The organism is Weizmannia sp. FSL K6-0777, assembly GCF_038593185.1.
Lineage (GTDB): Bacteria > Bacillota > Bacilli > Bacillales > Bacillaceae_C > Weizmannia > Weizmannia faecalis.
In genome coordinates this window covers 2,125,370-2,143,313 of the sequence record NZ_CP151971.1, presented here as the reverse complement: position 1 = coordinate 2,143,313, position 17,944 = coordinate 2,125,370, and the positions used below count along the sequence as shown (strand labels likewise).

15 protein-coding genes and 1 other annotated feature are annotated in these 17,944 nt (G+C 48.6%); of the genes, 13 read left to right on the top strand and 2 right to left on the bottom strand.

Annotated elements, in window-relative coordinates; all coding sequences use genetic code 11:
* Positions 1 to 23: 23 nt before the first annotated feature.
* The gene (locus tag NST70_RS10255) at positions 24 to 518 is read right to left on the bottom strand and encodes a DUF5668 domain-containing protein (RefSeq protein WP_014097839.1); all 495 of its coding nucleotides are present in this window, start codon (positions 516 to 518) and stop codon (positions 24 to 26) included.
* A gap of 185 nt (positions 519 to 703) precedes the next feature.
* Between NST70_RS10255 and hemA the strand changes: the two genes are divergently transcribed.
* From hemA to ysxE, 8 genes are all read left to right on the top strand, one after another.
* A complete protein-coding gene (gene hemA / locus NST70_RS10250; protein ID WP_014097840.1) occupies positions 704 to 2,035 on the top strand; it encodes a glutamyl-tRNA reductase in 1,332 nt (443 codons plus the stop codon).
* Between the two features lie 15 nt (positions 2,036 to 2,050).
* Positions 2,051 to 2,875, top strand: coding sequence for a cytochrome c biogenesis protein CcsA (gene ccsA / locus NST70_RS10245; RefSeq protein WP_014097841.1), 825 nt, complete (start codon positions 2,051 to 2,053; stop codon positions 2,873 to 2,875).
* 12 nt (positions 2,876 to 2,887) lie between these two features.
* Complete coding sequence (gene hemC, locus NST70_RS10240) at positions 2,888 to 3,820, top strand: hydroxymethylbilane synthase (protein WP_342474976.1); 933 nt, start codon at positions 2,888 to 2,890, stop codon at positions 3,818 to 3,820.
* Positions 3,817 to 4,605 (top strand): uroporphyrinogen-III synthase, encoded by a 789-nt coding sequence (locus NST70_RS10235; protein ID WP_014097843.1) that lies wholly within the window; start codon positions 3,817 to 3,819, stop codon positions 4,603 to 4,605. Before hemC ends, NST70_RS10235 begins: the two co-directional genes overlap by 4 nt.
* 236 nt (positions 4,606 to 4,841) lie before the next feature.
* A complete protein-coding gene (hemB, locus tag NST70_RS10230) occupies positions 4,842 to 5,819 on the top strand; it encodes a porphobilinogen synthase (RefSeq protein ID WP_014097844.1) in 978 nt (325 codons plus the stop codon).
* A 15-nt stretch (positions 5,820 to 5,834) separates the two neighbouring features.
* Positions 5,835 to 7,124, top strand: coding sequence for a glutamate-1-semialdehyde 2,1-aminomutase (gene hemL, locus NST70_RS10225; protein WP_014097845.1), 1,290 nt, complete (start codon positions 5,835 to 5,837; stop codon positions 7,122 to 7,124).
* Positions 7,125 to 7,509: 385 nt separating this feature from the next.
* The gene (locus tag NST70_RS10220) at positions 7,510 to 9,327 is read left to right on the top strand and encodes a LysM peptidoglycan-binding domain-containing protein (protein ID WP_110134031.1); all 1,818 of its coding nucleotides are present in this window, start codon (positions 7,510 to 7,512) and stop codon (positions 9,325 to 9,327) included.
* 198 nt (positions 9,328 to 9,525) lie between these two features.
* Positions 9,526 to 10,542: a spore coat protein YsxE gene (gene ysxE, locus NST70_RS10215; protein WP_026104585.1), complete on the top strand. Its 1,017-nt coding sequence runs from the start codon at positions 9,526 to 9,528 to the stop codon at positions 10,540 to 10,542.
* A gap of 16 nt (positions 10,543 to 10,558) precedes the next feature.
* On the opposite strand, the gene NST70_RS10210 is transcribed toward ysxE, so the two are convergent.
* Entirely contained in the window at positions 10,559 to 10,750 is a 192-nt protein-coding gene (locus tag NST70_RS10210) for a hypothetical protein (protein ID WP_014097848.1), read from the bottom strand.
* A 142-nt stretch (positions 10,751 to 10,892) separates the two neighbouring features.
* Positions 10,893 to 11,121, top strand: a binding site (T-box leader).
* Positions 11,122 to 11,176: 55 nt separating this feature from the next.
* Here NST70_RS10210 and NST70_RS10205 point away from each other — a divergent pair.
* The 5 genes from NST70_RS10205 (at position 11,177) to NST70_RS10185 (ending at position 17,864) form a co-directional block, all read left to right on the top strand.
* Entirely contained in the window at positions 11,177 to 13,822 is a 2,646-nt protein-coding gene (locus NST70_RS10205; RefSeq protein WP_341289139.1) for a valine--tRNA ligase, read from the top strand.
* A gap of 62 nt (positions 13,823 to 13,884) precedes the next feature.
* On the top strand, positions 13,885 to 15,207 hold the full coding sequence (locus NST70_RS10200; protein WP_342474971.1) for a folylpolyglutamate synthase/dihydrofolate synthase family protein: 1,323 nt from the start codon (positions 13,885 to 13,887) through the stop codon (positions 15,205 to 15,207).
* Between the two features lie 118 nt (positions 15,208 to 15,325).
* The gene (locus NST70_RS10195; protein ID WP_013859827.1) at positions 15,326 to 15,745 is read left to right on the top strand and encodes a prepilin-type N-terminal cleavage/methylation domain-containing protein; all 420 of its coding nucleotides are present in this window, start codon (positions 15,326 to 15,328) and stop codon (positions 15,743 to 15,745) included.
* Positions 15,742 to 16,251, top strand: a complete 510-nt coding sequence (locus tag NST70_RS10190; protein ID WP_013859826.1) for a prepilin-type N-terminal cleavage/methylation domain-containing protein — start codon at positions 15,742 to 15,744, stop codon at positions 16,249 to 16,251. Before NST70_RS10195 ends, NST70_RS10190 begins: the two co-directional genes overlap by 4 nt.
* On the top strand, positions 16,248 to 17,864 hold the full coding sequence (locus NST70_RS10185) for a hypothetical protein (RefSeq protein WP_260831993.1): 1,617 nt from the start codon (positions 16,248 to 16,250) through the stop codon (positions 17,862 to 17,864). The genes NST70_RS10190 and NST70_RS10185 overlap by 4 nt, the downstream gene beginning before the upstream one ends.
* The last annotated feature ends 80 nt before the right edge of the window (positions 17,865 to 17,944 follow it).

Genomic DNA, 17,944 nt, shown 5'->3' with positions numbered 1-17,944 from the left:
ATGCCGGACTGCACGGGCGGGTGTTATTTCCGCCCCCTTCTTTTCGCAAACAGCAGGTAGACGCCGATTACGACAAGCACGGCCGGCCAGAAATTGATCAGGGAAGAAACATTGTTTTCGACAAGGCCGAACCATCCCATTACTTTATCGGAAAACAGGAGCAATATGGATAGCACGAGAAACAACAGCCCGTAAAACGTGCCGTCCCCGGTTTTTTGCGAACGGAGCAAAAAGCCGATGGCAATAATGAGAACAAAGACCCCGATATTATCCGGCCAAATGGCGATTTTGCCGGCAAGGTGGAAGTGGAGGCCGAACCCGACGAGAATGACCCCCGGCAAAATTGATTCCCCGTCTCGGCCCCAGTAGCCTTCGCCTAAAAAAGCGAGCCCGACAATGATCAACAGCGTCGGCCATGTAAAGTAGTCCTTCATGCCGGTGAGGTCAAAACGCTGCAAATAAAAATACAGCCCGAACCCGATCAGGATAATCGCGGAAAAAATTTTGCGGCTTTTCAATGGGACACACTTCTTTCCTTCAATCTAGATGCTTGAAACCATCGCCTGTTTCTGCTATTTTACAGGTAGGAATGGTATTATTTCAAAAGAGAAAAACGAGCTTTTTTCTTCTATTCATCTTAACATAGATCAACATTCAATCCTATGCATTTGGCAAGATAAAATGGGGGTGCCGGAGGGCAACAATGAGAATACTTACTGTCGGATTAAATTATAAATCTGCGCCGGTTGAAATCCGCGAACAGCTGTCGTTTGATGAGGCGGAACTCGCGGATGCGATGGCGGCGCTGCAAAAGAAAAAGAGCATTTTGGAAAATGTCATCGTGTCTACATGCAATCGTACGGAAATTTATGCGGTTGCCGACCAGGCACACACCGGGCGTTATTATATTAAAGATTTTCTGTCAGAATGGTTCGGAATAGATAAGGAAGCATTTGCCCCCTATCTGTTTATTTACGAAGACAACGAAGCCATTGCGCATTTGTTTAAAGTGATTTGCGGGCTTGACTCGATGGTGCTCGGTGAAACGCAAATTCTCGGGCAGGTGAGGGACAGTTTTCTGCTGGCCCAAGCATCCGGTTCAACCGGCACCATTTTTAACCGCCTGTTCAAAGATGCGGTCACACTAGCGAAAAAAGCCCATACGGAAACGGAAATTGCTTCCAATGCTGTTTCGGTCAGTTATGCGGCTGTGGAGCTTGCGAAGAAAATTTTTGGCGATATGGCTGATAAAAAAGTGGTCATCATCGGCGCCGGCAAGATGGGCGAACTGGCTGCGGAAAACATTCACGGCAGCGGTGCCACCCGGATTACCGTCATCAACCGGACGCCGGAAAAAGCCGGGCTTCTTGCCGCACGCTTCGATGGCGAGGCACTCGGGCTGGCATCTTTGGAAACGGCGCTTTTGGATGCGGATATCGCGATTACCTCCACTTCGGCAAAAGGGTACATCCTTACAGCAGACAAGTTAAAACCCATTGAAAAGAAACGGAACGGGCGCCCACTGCTGCTTGTCGATATTGCCGTGCCGCGCGATATTGATCCGGAAGCCGCGTCCCTTGAATCCGTTTTCTTGTATGATATTGACGACCTGGAAGGCATCGTGGAAGCCAACTTGAAAGAACGCGAAAAAGCCGCCCGGCAGATTGCGGACATGATTTCCGATGCCGTTTGCGCATTCAATGAATGGGTCCATACACTCGGGGTGGTGCCGGTGATCACGGCGCTCAGGGAAAAAGCGCTCGCGATCCAGGCGGAAACGATGAAAAGCATTGAACGGAAGCTGCCGGACTTAACAGAACGCGAACGGAAAGTCATCAGCAAACATACAAAAAGCATTATTAACCAGATGCTGAAAGATCCGATTCTGCAGGCAAAAGAAATGGCGGGTTCGCCGGATGCAGCCCGGAATCTAGAACTGTTCCGCCAAATTTTTAATTTAGAAACAGAAACGGGACAAGCGGAACCGGCAGCCGAAATGGCGCGGCATGCAGTCCGCCCGTCCTATTCGGGTTAACCGGGGAGCCCGGCAATGTATGCCGTATGGACGGACAGACTGCATGAAGGCATGATTTTGCTTTATGCAGCCAGTATTTTGCTTTATTTTCTTGACTTTCTCCACCGGAACCGGAAGGCTAACAAGGCTGCCTTCCGTTTTCTTTCCGTTGTCTGGGCATTGCAGACGGTTATATTTATTTTGTACATGGCTCACACCAGACGGTTCCCGGTCTTGACATTGTCTGAGGGGCTTTATTTTTATGCATGGGCATTGCTGACGCTGTCTCTGGCCCTGAACCGCCTGCTGCGCGTTGACTTTACCGTGTTTTTTACAAATGTCATCGGCTTTTTTATCATGACGGTCCACGCTTTTGCCCCGGAGAAGGTCTCACAAGGGGCAGGAAGAATGGTATCGGAACTTTTGCTCATGCATATTACGATGACGCTGATTGCTTATGTGCTGTTTTCCCTGTCCTTTGTCTTTTCCGTTCTGTATTTATTACAATATAAGTGGCTGAAGGAAAAGAAATGGAGCCACAGAATCTGGCGCCTGAATGACCTTGCAAAACTGGAGCGGCTTTCGAAATGGATGAATGCCATTGCGGTCCCGGTCCTTTTGCTCGGGCTGATTCTCGGGCTATGGTGGGCATACTTGCGGCTTCCGGCCATTCACTGGCTTGATCCGAAAATTGTCGGGTCGTTTGTCGTGCTGCTTGTATACAGTTTTCTCCTGTATGGGGGCGAACGCCGCCACATGTTCGGAAAAACACTGGCTTATTGGAATATGGCTGCTTTTTTAATCATTTTGATTAACTTTTTTCTAATTACAGGATTATCGGATTTTCATTTGTATTATTAGGAGGATTGCCGGATGAGAACAATTGTCGTAGGGTCGAGGCGGAGCAAACTTGCCCTGACGCAGACGAAATGGGTGGTGGCGAAGCTTGAACAGCTCGGACTGCCTTTTCGTTTTGAAATCAGGGAAATCACCACAAAAGGCGATAAAGTGCTCGATGTCACCCTGTCCAAAGTCGGCGGGAAAGGCCTGTTTGTGAAAGAAATTGAAGATGCCATGTTGAATCATGAAATTGACATGGCTGTACATAGCATGAAGGACGTGCCGGCTGTGCTTCCGGACGGGCTTGTGATCGGCTGCATTCCGGAACGTGAAGATGTCCGGGATGCCTTGATTTCCAAAAACGGCACCCCTTTTTCCAGCCTTAAGGAAGGGGCGGTTGTCGGGACAAGCAGCCTCCGCCGCGGCGCCCAGCTGCTTGCTGTAAGAAGCGATATCCGCATTAAGTCTGTTCGCGGCAATATTGATACAAGGCTGGAAAAATTAAAAAACGGGGATTACGATGCGATCGTCCTCGCGGCAGCCGGTTTAAAACGGATGGGCTGGAGTGCGGATACCGTCACCGAATTTTTTGATCCGGATATTTGCCTGCCTGCAATCGGGCAGGGCGCGCTCGCTGTCGAATGCCGCGCCGATGACGGGGAACTGCTCGATGCGCTCCGGAAGCTCGACAGCGCAGAAACGGCGGAAACGGTAAAGGCGGAGCGCGTCTTCCTTGATGAAATGGAAGGCGGCTGCCAGGTACCGATTGCCGGCCTTGCGAAGAAAACGGCAGAAGGCATTTCCCTCACTGCCCTTGTCGCTTCCCCTGATGGCAAAACGGTATATAAAGAAACGGTTGTCTCCCACAACCCGGTAACGGCCGGAGAAAAGGCGGCAGATATTTTAAGCCGGCAAGGGGCAAAGGCGCTGATTGAACAAGTGAAAGCGGAGCTCGGGCAGTCATGACGGCAAATGGGCCTTTAAGCGGGAAAAATATCCTGATCACAAGAGGCGGAAAAGACGGCGAAAAGCTCGCCGCACAAATTGAAGCGCTCGGCGGCACCCCTTTTGTCGTCCCGATGGTTTCCTTCCGTGCATATGCCGACCTGTCCGCATCTGTATTTTTGCGAAAACTCTCGGCATACGACTGGGTTGTGTTTACAAGCAAAAACGGGGTCCGTTATTTTTTGGAAGCATGCAGCCGTGCGGGTATAGCATGTGAGCATTTGAACATAAACTGGGCAGCTGTGGGAAAAAAGACGGCTGCCTGTATGGAACAGTCCGGTTTAAAGGTTTCTTTTGCGCCCCGGAAGTTTACGGCAAAAGATTTTGCCCGGGAATTTTTGCGGAGCGGACACCGGGCAAGCCGCGTCCTTCTCCCGAAAGGAAACTTGGCCGGGACAGAAATTGCGGATTTTCTAAGAAAAAGCGGTATAATAGCAGAGGAATGGATTGTCTATGAGACGTATATGCCGGAGGGGGCAAAAGAAAAGCTTACCCGTTTGCTCGGGCGGGAGCACATCGATTTTGCTCTGTTTTTAAGCCCGTCCGCCTTCCGCCATTTTAAAGGCGCGCTTGAAGAAAGCGGCATGGATATCGCTGGGCTTTCAACCCGGATCGCAGTCATCGGCCCTTCAACCAGGCAGGCAGTGGAAAAAGCCGGCAGCCGTGCAGCGGTTTGCCCGGATGAATACACCGTCGAGGCCATGCTTGGGGCATTATGCGATTTTGTCCGTTTAGAAGAAAAATAGATAGAAACCGGCACGAACCCGGGATTGAAGCGGCCGGCCTAACAAACCGGCTGCCATGTACGGTTTTCTCCGAGAGATTACCAGCCGGGCGATGTTCGACACGAAGAAAACAAAATAGAAAAAGCGGGATTTGCCCGCGACCGTCGCAATCATTCCCAACAAGCCGGCAGCTGTGCATACTTCCCGGATAAATATGCAATACATTGCGGCATTCTACCAGTTTAGGAGGAAATAAAATGAAAGATTTACAGTTTGCCCGTCACCGTAGACTTCGCCAAAGTGCCAATATGCGGGCTTTGGTGCGCGAAACGAATTTAACAGTGAACGACTTGATTTATCCGATTTTTGCAGTTGAAGGCGAAAATATTAAAAATGAAATTGCTTCGATGCCGGGTGTGTATCACTGGTCGCTGGACCGGCTCCATGAAATCATGGATGAAGTCGTTTCCCTTGGCATTAAATCCGTCATTTTATTCGGCGTACCGAACCATAAAGATGCAACCGGAACGGAAGCGTACCACGATCACGGCATCGTTCAGGAAGCCATCCGTTTCATCAAGAAAAATTACCCGGATATCATTGTGATCGCGGATACCTGCCTGTGCGAGTACACTGATCACGGCCATTGCGGCGTTGTGGAAGATGGGAAAATTTTAAACGACCCAAGCCTTGACCTGCTTGCGAAAACGGCGGTCAGCCAGGCAAAAGCAGGCGCTGATATCATTGCTCCTTCGAATATGATGGACGGGTTTGTCACCGCGATTCGCAAAGGGCTTGATGAAGCAGGCTTTGAAGATGTGCCGATCATGAGTTATGCGGTCAAATATGCATCCGCGTTTTACGGTCCGTTCCGCGAAGCTGCTGACAGCACACCCGCTTTCGGGGACCGGAAAACGTACCAGATGGATCCGGCCAACCGGCTCGAAGCATTGCGTGAAGCACAGTCGGATGTGGAAGAAGGGGCAGATTTTCTAATCGTAAAACCGACGCTTTCTTATCTTGATATCGTCCGTGATGTGCGCAATGAATTCCGCCTCCCGGTTGTCGGGTATAATGTGAGCGGGGAGTATTCCATGGTAAAAGGCGCCGCACAAAACGGCTGGATTGATGAAAAGGCGATTGTTCTTGAAATGATCACAAGCATGAAGCGTGCCGGCTGCGATCTCATCATTACCTATTTTTCACTCGATATTGCTCGCTGGCTTGCGGAATAAACGGGAGGTTGAAAGATGCGCTCATATGAAAATTCAATCGAAGCATACAAAGAAGCGGTCACATTAATGCCGGGCGGGGTGAACAGCCCTGTCCGTGCCTTTAAAGCGGTCGGCATGAACCCGATTTTTATGGACCACGGCAAAGGCGCAAAAATTTATGATATTGACGGAAACGAATATATTGATTACGTGCTGTCATGGGGGCCGCTCATCCTTGGCCATGCCAATCCTGGGGTCGTGGATGCGCTGAAAAAAACGGCCGAAAAAGGGACGAGTTTCGGCACGCCGACGATCATGGAAAATAAACTGGCGTCACTCGTGAAAGAACGCGTACCGTCGATTGAAATCGTCCGCATGGTCTCATCCGGCACGGAAGCCACAATGAGTGCTCTGCGCCTAGCAAGAGGTTATACAGGCCGGAATAAAATTTTAAAATTCGAAGGCAGCTACCACGGCCATGGCGATTCGCTCCTGATCAAAGCAGGGTCGGGCGTTGCCACACTCGGTCTGCCGGATAGCCCCGGCGTGCCACTCGGAATCGCGCAAAATACCATTGCCGTCCCGTACAATGATCTGGAAGCCGTCCGATCGGCATTCGAGCAGTACGGAGAAGATATTGCCTGCATCATCGTCGAACCGGTTGCCGGCAATATGGGCGTTGTTCCGCCGAAGCCCGGCTTTTTGCAAGGGTTGCGCGAAGTCACATCAGCATACGGCGCCCTCCTGATCTTTGATGAAGTGATGACCGGTTTCCGTGTCGACTATCACTGTGCACAAGGCTACTTTGATGTAACGCCTGATTTGACCTGCCTCGGCAAAGTAATCGGCGGCGGCCTTCCTGTCGGCGCATTTGGCGGACGGGCCGACATTATGGAAAAAATCGCACCGACCGGCCCTGTTTACCAGGCAGGAACTTTGTCCGGCAATCCGCTTGCGATGACGGCCGGATATGAAACATTGCGGCAGTTAACACCTGAAACGTATGCGGAATTCAGGCGAAAAGCCGACCGCCTCGAACAAGGTTTTCATGAGGCAGCGGTGAAATACGATATCCCGCATACCATTAACCGGGCAGGATCGATGATTGGCATCTTTTTCACCAATGAAGAAGTCAATAATTTTGCATCAGCAAGCACTTCGGATTTGGATCTGTTTGCCCGCTACTACCGCGGCATGGCGGAAAACGGCATTTTCCTCCCGCCGTCCCAATTCGAAGGCATCTTCTTGTCCGCCGCGCATACGGACGAGGATATTGACCGTACCGTTGAAGCAGCAGAAAAAACATTTAAGGCAATCCGCGGGTAATCCTGCGGCTATGAACCGGCAAGTCCAAAAATGGATGAGCCGGTTTTTTTTGCGTTCTGTCCGCTGCGGGCGAGAGAGAAGTAGCAGTAGGGAAAATTTCACGCTCTGTGGGTGGCCCGATGGTTTTTGAACGGATCACTCCGAAAACGGATGGCCGAATCAGTTCGCCTAGCTCGACCAAATCTAAGTTTTTGAACGGGTAACCTGAAAACAGATGAGCCGGTTTTTATCGATTTCTCTCCCCGTCCAATATTGTTGCGAAAAAGCCATTCAAGTGATTTACGGATGCTGCGGTTTATTTGCGATCATAAAAACCCCGATTGCTTCATACAGTGTAAATGACATATTCATTGGGATTTGGAGGAATTGAAGGGAGGAACCCGCTTTGCCGCAAAATCAATCGTCCATACGATTTTCATTAGAAGAATTGATTTGGTTTAAAAAAGGACAGGAAGTTGAAGAACTTTTATCAATATCATTGGATCCCCATATCACCATACAGGAATTGGAGCAGTATGTCGTGATCAAAGGCAATCTCTATTTGGCCGGGGAGTATATCGGTTGCGGGGAAGAAGAAGGGGAAGATGTGCTGTTCAGGAAGTATGTGCAGGCGGTCCAGTACCGGGAAGAAGACGGCATATTTGAATTTTACCAATCTTTCCCGGTAGACGTTACCATTCCGAAGACAAGAATTGCGGATATTGAGGAACTGGACGTCAATATAGAAGGATTTGACTATCAATTTCACGGAACCGATTGTTTAAAAATCAATGCGGATATTGCGATTGAGGGAATATTGCAAGACGGGGATGAGGAAGAGGACGAAGCCGAAACAGCACCATACCCGGATTTGAACGGCCGGGAAACCTATTTGGATGAGCCGGACGCAGCATATCAGGCGCCTTTTAGCCATTCCGAGTGGAGTTTATCGGAACAAGAAGAAGAGAGCACCGAACCGCCCCGCCATTTTATGGAAGAAGCGGAAAGCTTTGAAGAAGTGCCTTTGCGTGCAGATGAGGAAAAAGAAGAAGAGGATGAATCTCACGCTGACCCGGAATTGTATACACCTTTTACGATCGAATCGCGCGTGGTGCCGGAAGAATCGGTTGCTCAGCCGGAACCGTACACAAACGAACTGAATGTGCTAGCACCGGTCGAACTGCCGGAAGAAGAAGAGGAGAGTCTCTTGCCGGAAGCAGGCGGAAAAGTGCCGGAAAGTGCTTCATGGCAGGCGGAAACAGCCGCGCCGGTACGGGATGAATGGCATGCGGAACCGGAGTTTTCCGGAAAAAATGAGTCTGCATCGTTGGCAGAAAGCGAACTGGTACAGAATGAGTGGCATCCTGGGCCGGAGTTTCCAGGAAAAAATGAGTCTGCATCGTTGGCGGAGAGCGGAGTGGTGCAGAACGAATGGCATGCTGAAGCGGATCTTTCAGGCAAAAATGAGTCTGCATCATTGGCGGAGAGCGAACCGGTGCGGGATGAATGGCACGCTGAACCGGGGTTTGCCGGCAAAAACGAATCCGCATCATTGGCGGAGAGCGGAGTGGTGCAGAACGAATGGCATGCAGAACCGGAGTTTTCAGGCAAAAACGAGTCTGCATCCATAGCGGAAAGCGTACCGGTGCGGAACGAATGGCAGGCCGACCCAGTGCGGGATGAAGGGCATCCTGAACAGGAATTGTCCGGAAAAACCGCATCCGCGTTCCGGACGGAGAGCAAAACGGCTCTGAACGAAGAATCTCTTGAGCCGGATGACGCCGGGAAGACGGAGCCCGTTTTCCGGATCGAGAGCAAGGCAATGGAAGATGAATCTTCTGCTTATCTCAAGCAAGAATCGCCTGAAAAAGATGAATCTTCTTCTGTGGCGAGCAGCGAAACGATTGTGGAAGAGTCGCCGGAAAGCGGGGAGAAAATAGAGGAAGTGCCGGAAGAAAAGGATTCGGCTGCCAAGAAGAAAAAGAAGCAAAAATACGAATCTATTTCGCTTGCCGACTTTTTTGCCCGGAGAGATGAAGAAAAGCCTGCCAAGTTAAAGGTTTGCATCGTCCAAAGCGGGGAGACGCTCGACCAGCTTGCTGAAAAATACAATATCAATGTCCAGCAGATTTTAAGGATGAACCATTTGGAAGTGAACCAGGATGTATATGAGGGGCAAGTGCTGTACGTTCCCGCAAACGCGCGCGCCGAAAAAAATCACTGAGCCGGAGCATTCACAGGCACGGGCGTCTAGGTGAAGGATGCATCTGAAATTCAGGGGCTAAGCGCCTGCGTAAGGAAGCGTGCAAAACGAGCTATTCTTAACCTAGATTGCGCCTATGTTCAAGCCGCGGCGAATGCGGCGCAGCGGGGGAATGAAAATGAGCAAGCGCCTATTTTTCAGGAGAAGCGCTCTAAGAAGGTGAAACGGGTGACTGACCTTTCGCAGCAGGACATCAATCGGATTGTAAAGCATTACGGCCTGAACGCTGAATATGTCGGGCGGTACGGAAAAGTGTATAAAATTTATACCGGCCAGGGCATCTTTGCTTTAAAAAAAATTGCACCGCAAAACGGGATGGGATTTATCCGGCATGTCCAGTCTCTGTACCAGCGGGGATACAACCGTATTGTCCCGGTCTATCCCGCGTTGGACGGCCGTTACGGGGTGCTGTATAACGGGGCATTATACTATTTAATGCCCTGGCTGCCAAACGAAGAAAAAGAAGCACGCGGCGAGAAACATCAAAAAATGTTCAGGGAACTCGCACGCCTGCACAGCTTGTCCGTCAAAGATACGGAGATCTCAATAGAAAAACGGCGGGAATACTATGAAGAAACCCTTTCCCGCTGGTACGGGCAGCAGGATTTTTTGGAAGAGTTCCTTGAACGGTGTGAAGAGCAGGTCTATATGTCCCCGTTTGCCCTGTTGTACTGCACCTTTTACAATGAAACGAACCAGGCGCTCAAATTTTCGATCCGGCAGCTGGAAAACTGGTATGAACAATCAAAAGAGATGGAGAAAGCGAGAACGGTGACCATCCACGGAAAAATTTCAACGGAGCATTTTTTGTACGATGAACGCGGGCTCGGGTACTTTACCAATTTCGAACTGGCGAAAAACGCTGCGCCTTTTTATGACTTGCTTCCCTTCTTGTCGCGGACGCTCGATTCCTATCCGAGCCGGTTTGACGACTGCGTGGATTGGGTGAAGACCTATTTCAGCTATTTTCCGCTGAAAGAAGATGAAAAAAGCTTATTTTTCAGCTATCTCGCTTATCCCGCACCGATCATCCAAACCGTGGAGGAATACTTTGCAAATGAAGGAAAACGCCATGAAGCGAGAGCAGTCGCGAAACTGCAGGAAAAGTACTGGCGAATGAAAAATACCGAGTATGTCGTCATGCAGTTGTCACAAGGGGCCGCCCCCGCGTCATGAAAAGCAGGAACGGCCACTAAAACCATTCATACTGAAACCCGAGATAAATGAGAATAAATATGGCAAGCAGCAAAACGTCAAACGTCGTCGGAAAAATAATCGTACGGATGGCCTGAAAGACGGAGAACGGAAGAATCAGCTGCTTGCACACTTTTTTTGCATTCCGCGCCCATGTACGGACGGCCTGTTTGTCAATTTTTTTCTTCATCATCATCCACCTATCCCTCAAAAATAATGTATGAAAAGCGGGCGGATCAGTGCATCCGCCGCATATTTTTTCTAAAAATGGGCAATGCTATTGACGATTTTCACAAAAACCGATACCATAAACTATAGTCAATTTCAAAAATCAAAGTACAATGAACGGGAAGAGTACAGATTTTGTTTCCATGCAGAGAGGGAAATCAGCTGCTGAAAGATTTCCTATGCGAAACAGGCTGGAAGGTCGCCCGGGAGTAGCTTTTGTGAAACCGAAAGTAGCAAAAGCCGGCGAAGTGCCGTTACTGACCCGAGAGTGCCGGGCATCCGTTTGCCCGTGAAAAAAGGTGGTACCGCGAACAGACTCCTTTCGTCCTTTTATGACGAAGGGAGTTTTTGTGTTTATCCGTAAAAGACGCAGAAAGGAATGATGCAAATGGAACAGCAGGACATCAGCATGCCGACCAAATATGATCCGCAGGCTGTTGAAAAAGGGCGCTATGAATGGTGGGTGAACGGCAAATTTTTCGAAGCAAAAGGCGATCCGGAAAAGAAACCGTACACGATTGTGATTCCGCCGCCGAACGTAACCGGGAAGCTCCACCTCGGCCATGCCTGGGATACGGCTTTACAGGATATTTTAACCCGGATGAAACGGATGCAAGGCTATGATGTGCTCTGGCTGCCGGGGATGGACCACGCCGGGATTGCAACACAGGCAAAGGTGGAAGCCAAACTGCGTGAAGAAGGCAAATCCCGCTATGATCTCGGCCGCGAAAAATTTATGGAAGAAGCATGGAAATGGAAAGCGGAATACGCTCAATTTATCCGCAAACAATGGGCAAAACTTGGCCTCGGGCTCGATTATTCGCGCGAACGTTTTACGCTCGATGAAGGGCTGTCAAAAGCTGTAAAAGAAGTATTTGTTTCGCTTTATAAAAAAGGCTTGATTTACCGTGGCGAGTATATCATCAACTGGGATCCGGAAACGAAAACGGCACTTTCCGATATTGAAGTCGTCTACAAAGAGGTGCAGGGCGCATTTTACCATCTGGCATACCCGTTAAGCGACGGTTCCGGCACGATCGAAATCGCGACAACGCGCCCGGAAACGATGCTCGGTGATACGGCGGTCGCTGTCCATCCGGATGATGAACGATACAAACAATTAATCGGGAAAACGATTGTATTGCCGATCGTCGGCCGCGAAATTCCGATTATCGCAGACGAGTATGTGGACATGACATTTGGTTCTGGTGCCGTAAAAATTACGCCGGCCCATGACCCGAACGACTTCGAAGTCGGGAACCGCCACAACCTCGAACGTATCCTTGTGATGAACGAGGATGGCACAATGAATGAAAATGCCGGAAAATATAAAGGCATGGACCGGTTTGCATGCCGCAAACAGATTGTGGAGGACTTGAAAGCACTTGGCGTTCTTGTCAAAGTGGAAGACCATCTTCATTCGGTCGGCCATTCCGAACGGAGCGGCGCGGTTGTCGAACCGTATTTGTCGACGCAATGGTTTGTGAAAATGCAGCCGCTCGCTGATGCCGCGGTAAAACTGCAGGCGTCGGAAGGAAAAGTCCATTTTGTGCCGGTACGCTTCGAAAAAACATACTTGCACTGGATGGAAAATATCCGCGACTGGTGCATTTCGCGCCAGCTCTGGTGGGGCCACCGGATTCCGGCCTGGTACCATAAAGAAACCGGCGAAGTGTATGTTGACACTGAGCCGCCCCGCGATATTGAAAACTGGGAACAGGATCCGGACGTGCTCGATACGTGGTTCAGCTCGGCGCTCTGGCCGTTTTCGACAATGGGCTGGCCGGATGAAGAAGCTAAAGACTACAAGCGTTATTATCCGACCGATACGCTTGTGACCGGCTATGACATCATTTTCTTCTGGGTATCGCGGATGATTTTCCAGGGGCTTGCGTTTACCGGCAAGCGCCCGTTCAAAGATGTTCTGATCCACGGCCTTGTCCGCGACGAGCAGGGGCGGAAAATGAGCAAATCGCTCGGCAACGGTGTCGACCCGATGGAAGTCATCGACAAATACGGCGCGGACTCGCTCCGCTATTTCCTTACCACCGGTAGCGCACCGGGCCAGGATTTGCGTTTCAGTTACGAAAAAGTTGAAGCGGTCTGGAATTTCGCCAATAAAATTTGGAACGCCTCCCGTTTTGCACTCATGAACATGAACGGGCTGAAATACGAAGAAATGGATCTGTCCGGTGAAAAATCAGTCGCTGACAAATGGATTTTAACGCGTTTGAACGAAACGATCGAAACCGTTACAAAACTGGCGGACAAATACGAATTTGGCGAAGCTGGGCGCGCACTTTACAATTTTATCTGGGACGATTTCTGCGACTGGTACATCGAAATGGCAAAACTGCCGCTCTACAGCGAAGATGAAGCAGCGAAGAAAACGACACGCTCGGTCCTTGCGTATGTGCTCGACAATACGATGCGGCTTTTGCACCCGTTCATGCCGTTTATTACCGAGGAAATTTGGCAAAACCTGCCGCATCAGGGGGAATCGATCACAACAGCCGCGTGGCCGGAAGCGGACGAAAGCCTTACGGATGCCGCGGCCAGCGAAGAAATGAAACTGCTTGTCGACATCATCCGTTCTGTCCGCAATATCCGCGCCGAAGTGAACACGCCGTTAAGCAAAAAAATCAAACTGCATTTGAAAGCGAAAGACGAGACAGTCTTAGCGGCTTTAAAACGAAACGAAGCGTACATTACCCGTTTCTGCAACCCGGAGGAATTGAAAATGGGGCTAGACCTCGAGGCGCCGGACAAAGCCATGACTGCGGTCGTTTCCGGTGTGGAACTGTTCCTGCCGCTTGAAGGGCTGATCAATTTTGAAGAAGAACTGGCCCGGCTCAGGAAAGAGTTGGAAAAATGGAATAAAGAAGTTGAACGCGTCCAGAAAAAACTGTCCAATGAAGGGTTCCTGAAAAAAGCGCCGGAAAAAGTCGTTGCCGAAGAACGGGCAAAAGAAAAAGACTATCTTGAAAAACGAAGCGCCGTCGAAACGCGCATCAAAGAACTTGAAAACCAGTAACAAAAAGGCGGAAGGCGAATTCTTTACGGATTCGTCTTCCTTGCATACGGGAGGAAAGGCAAATGTTTGAAACCTATGAAGAAGCGGTCGGCTGGATTCGGTCCCGTTCGAAATTCGGGATGAAACCGGGGCTTGAACGGATGCAGTGGCTGATGGAAAAATTGCACCACCCAGAACAAAAAATCCGGACGGTTCACGTGGCCGGGACGAACGGAAAAGGGTCGACCGTCACCTTTTTGCGCAATATTTTAGAGCAGGCAGGATTACTGGTTGGCACCTTTACTTCCCCATATATTGAGCAGTTTAACGAAAGGATCAGCATAAACGGAACGCCGGTGACGGATGCAGACCTCGTCCGGCTTACAAACGAGATCCGCCCGTATGCAGAAGAACTGGAGCACACAGCATTCGGCGCACCGACAGAGTTTGAAGTCATTACAGCGATGTCACTTTTGTATTTTGCCGGGATCCGGCCGGTGGATATCGTTATCTATGAAGTCGGCCTTGGCGGCAGGCTTGATTCCACAAACGTCATCACACCGCTTGCCAGCCTGATTACCAATATCGGCCATGACCATATGAATGTGCTTGGCCATACGATTGCAGAAATCGCCTCTGAAAAAGCGGGCATTATCAAACACGGGGTGCCGGTTGCAACAACAGCCATGCTGCCTGATGCGCTGGCGGTAATTGAAGAAAAAGCGGCAAAAGAAAAGGCACCGCTTTTCCGTGCCGGGAAGGAATTTTCTTTCGCGGAGATTGGCGGGGATCTAACCGGTGAACAGTTCCGTTTTGCTTCCCCGTACGGCGCCTATGACCGTTTGTCGATCACGATGATGGGGCGCCATCAGATTTACAATGCCACCCTTGCTGTTATGGGGGCGGAACTGTTACAGCATTTCCACCATTTCCGCATCCCGCAGCATGCACTGGAAAAAGGCCTTCTTCTCAGCAAATGGATCGGACGTTTTGAAAAACTGCTGGATGACCCGCCCGTTATCATCGATGGCGCCCACAACCCGGAAGGCATTGACAGCCTGATCGAAACAATGGACACCCATCTGCGCGGGAAAAACATTCACATGATTTTTTCCGCACTTGGCGACAAAGACTTGGATCACATGATTCCGAAACTCGACCACAAAACAGACGAAATCATTTTCACAACTTTTGATTTTCCAAGAGCGATTCCGGCAGAGATGTTGTATAAGATAAGCCATCATCAAAATAAATCATTTTCGGAGGATTGGAAAGAAACCGTACTTGCTAAAATAAAAGAAATGAAAGGCTCAAGAGATGTTTTAGTCATTACGGGGTCTTTATACTTTATTTCGAAAGTCCGGAAATACATTTTGGGCCAATCAGAAAGGAACGGGCAGAGCTGAAAAAGTTCTGCCCTTTTTTTTATTTGTTCTATTTGTTGAATTACTTTCCCGGCGCTTTTTGATAAAATAAGTTTTATAGGAAATAAGACGCAGGACAAAATGCTTAGCGGAGGTTGTTATGAAAAAACCCCTTTTTAAAAACAACCGGGGATTTACACTTGTCGAAGTGCTCGCTTCGATTACGATTTTAGCGATTGTGATGCTCACAGTGGGTTCCATTTTGGCCAATAATGCGGGCGTGACAAAGAAAGCGGATGACTCGCTGTCTGCATTGCAAATTGCAACCGGGATATTAAGAGCTTACCAGAAAAAAAACTTTAATGAAGTGCAGCAAATGGCGAACACCACACAACAAGCTGATATTCAATCGGTTTTAGGGCTTGATAGCGCTGCGGAAATTTCCGGTTATAAGGCATATGTGTCCGTTTCCCTTCCGGCGGATTCTTCCCTTTCTGACCGCCTCCTGCTGGTCAAAGTAAAAGTCGACAGTGGAAATCATCTAAAACCGGTTGAAGTGAAAGGGTATGTGAAAAGATGAAATGCCGGAATGAAAAAGGGCTCACTTTAGTAGAATTACTGGCGGCTGTTACCATTTCATTTATGATCATCGGGGTCATTTATGCCGTTTTAAATACGGTGATCACCCAATCCAAAAGCGACATGGCACGTAAAAATTTTGTCAAAGAACAAACGGCTATTTTACAATACATGAACAGCGCAATGGAAAATGTGGACGACATTGAACCTGATGACGAAAATGATGACGGGACTTTTACCCGTTTCAAAGCAGTGGATGTCAATATAAATGTTGGAAGTGACGGCACCTACCAGGAAAGTTCAACTGACAAGACAATCGCTGTATCAGATGGGAACTTGTCAGTAGGGGGCACGATTGTAAACAGCGATGGAATTTCACTTGACGGGACAACTTTTACGGCTGAGAATGGTAGCCTGATATGCCATTTTGTAATGAAAGACACGCAAAATCATTTCGAGAAAAAGATCTATGCCGCTTATAAACTGGGCGAAGAGGGGAATCCATGATGCATGTTTTAAGAGAAGAGAAGGGATATACGCTTGTGACCGTCCTTCTCATTTTCGCAGTCGCGGCGATTATCACCGTTTCACTCGTATCCGCATCCGTCAGTACTTTTAAAACAGTAAAAGTATCTGAAACGGGCACACAGGATAAATTAAATGCGGAAATGGTAGCGGATGAAGCGACTGCTTTAATTGAGAAACAAGTTGACAGCATCAATAGTACCATTGCGAACGGTACTGTCATGCCAAGCCAGCTGATCAGCATGCTTCAGGCAGCCATAACGAGCATACAGCAACAGAAAAACGGCAAATGCAGCATCGCATATAAAACATTGAAAGACGGGACAGCACCAGACGGAATTGTTTTGGGCAAAGTCACCATAACAGTGCCAATCGGAAAGTCTGGAAAAACGTTAACAAAGGTGATGACGCTTTCCACTGTCTCGGACGTTTTTCAATATACAGCCGTGACGCCGTCGAATATGTATTTGTACGGGTCTCCTTATATTATTGGAGATGTGAATATCGGGGGGGATCTGTATGTTTCAAACTACGGGAAATATGTTGATTGGTTAGGGTTCACGCAATATATACGAACTTACTATCCAGCAATCAATGGGACGTTAACAGTGAAGGGAAGATATTTTGAGGCCGATCAGCATCCGGCAAGAACATTTGATTCATGGAAGCCATTTGGACCTGAAAGCTTCAGCCGCTACTTTTCTGTTGCCCCGGTTGTGAAAAATCGTCAGTTAACGGTTGACAAAATAAATGTAGGCGATATGATTACAGCCAAGGCGCTGGGATGGCCGGGAAATTTAAAAATAAATTCTTACGATTCTTATAATATAGATAAGTATGGGAACGCTTTTGGCTATGATGTAACACCCAGCCAGGTTGGCAGTCAACCAATAAAAGGAAACTTGTACGTCGGCAATGATTTAACCGTTTGGGCAAACAAAAGCTTGATTGTAAATGGGGATCTGTATGTAAATCATGATTTGATAGTAAGAGGGAATTTAACAGTAAAAGGCAAGATTTATGTAGGCGGTGGCGCTAATTTAAACGGAGTGCTGTCGACAGGCGAAAATCAGTATATTTATATTGCCGGGAATGCGACATTGAGTGAGGTTTCAGCATTGAATTTAAACGGGGTGATGTATGTCAATGGGTCCCTTACGAGCAGCGGGGATGTCAATACAAACGGCAGCATTTATGTACGAGGAGACGCAGATGTCGAAAATTTCTCGAACAGTAGTGGCACGCTTATTTTACTTTGTGATGGAAATATTAAGTTGGCCAACAATAATTTGTATGAAGACCGTCCAAAAGTGATTGATGCTTATCTCTACTCAAATCGTGACTTGTTTATATATGGCATCGGATCAAATTTGAAAATTAATGGGGGTATCTATGGGAATACGATTGGTTTAAGTGCATCAAGGGGCTGGACAGAAAATGGGCTAATTTTGAAATTCCAATATCCCCAGCCTGCGGATCCTGCAAAGTCCAGACTCACCGTTAATTTTAAAAAAGATATGATTTTAAACCCGCCGAAAGGGATCCCGACAGTGAATAAAGTGACTTTGAAAGAAATCAATACATCAGTCCAGTAAGAGACAGGTAAAAAGATGCAGTACAATCTTCCCATTCGCCGAGATTTATAATAAAATAGTCTTAGTTGATTTTCGATAAT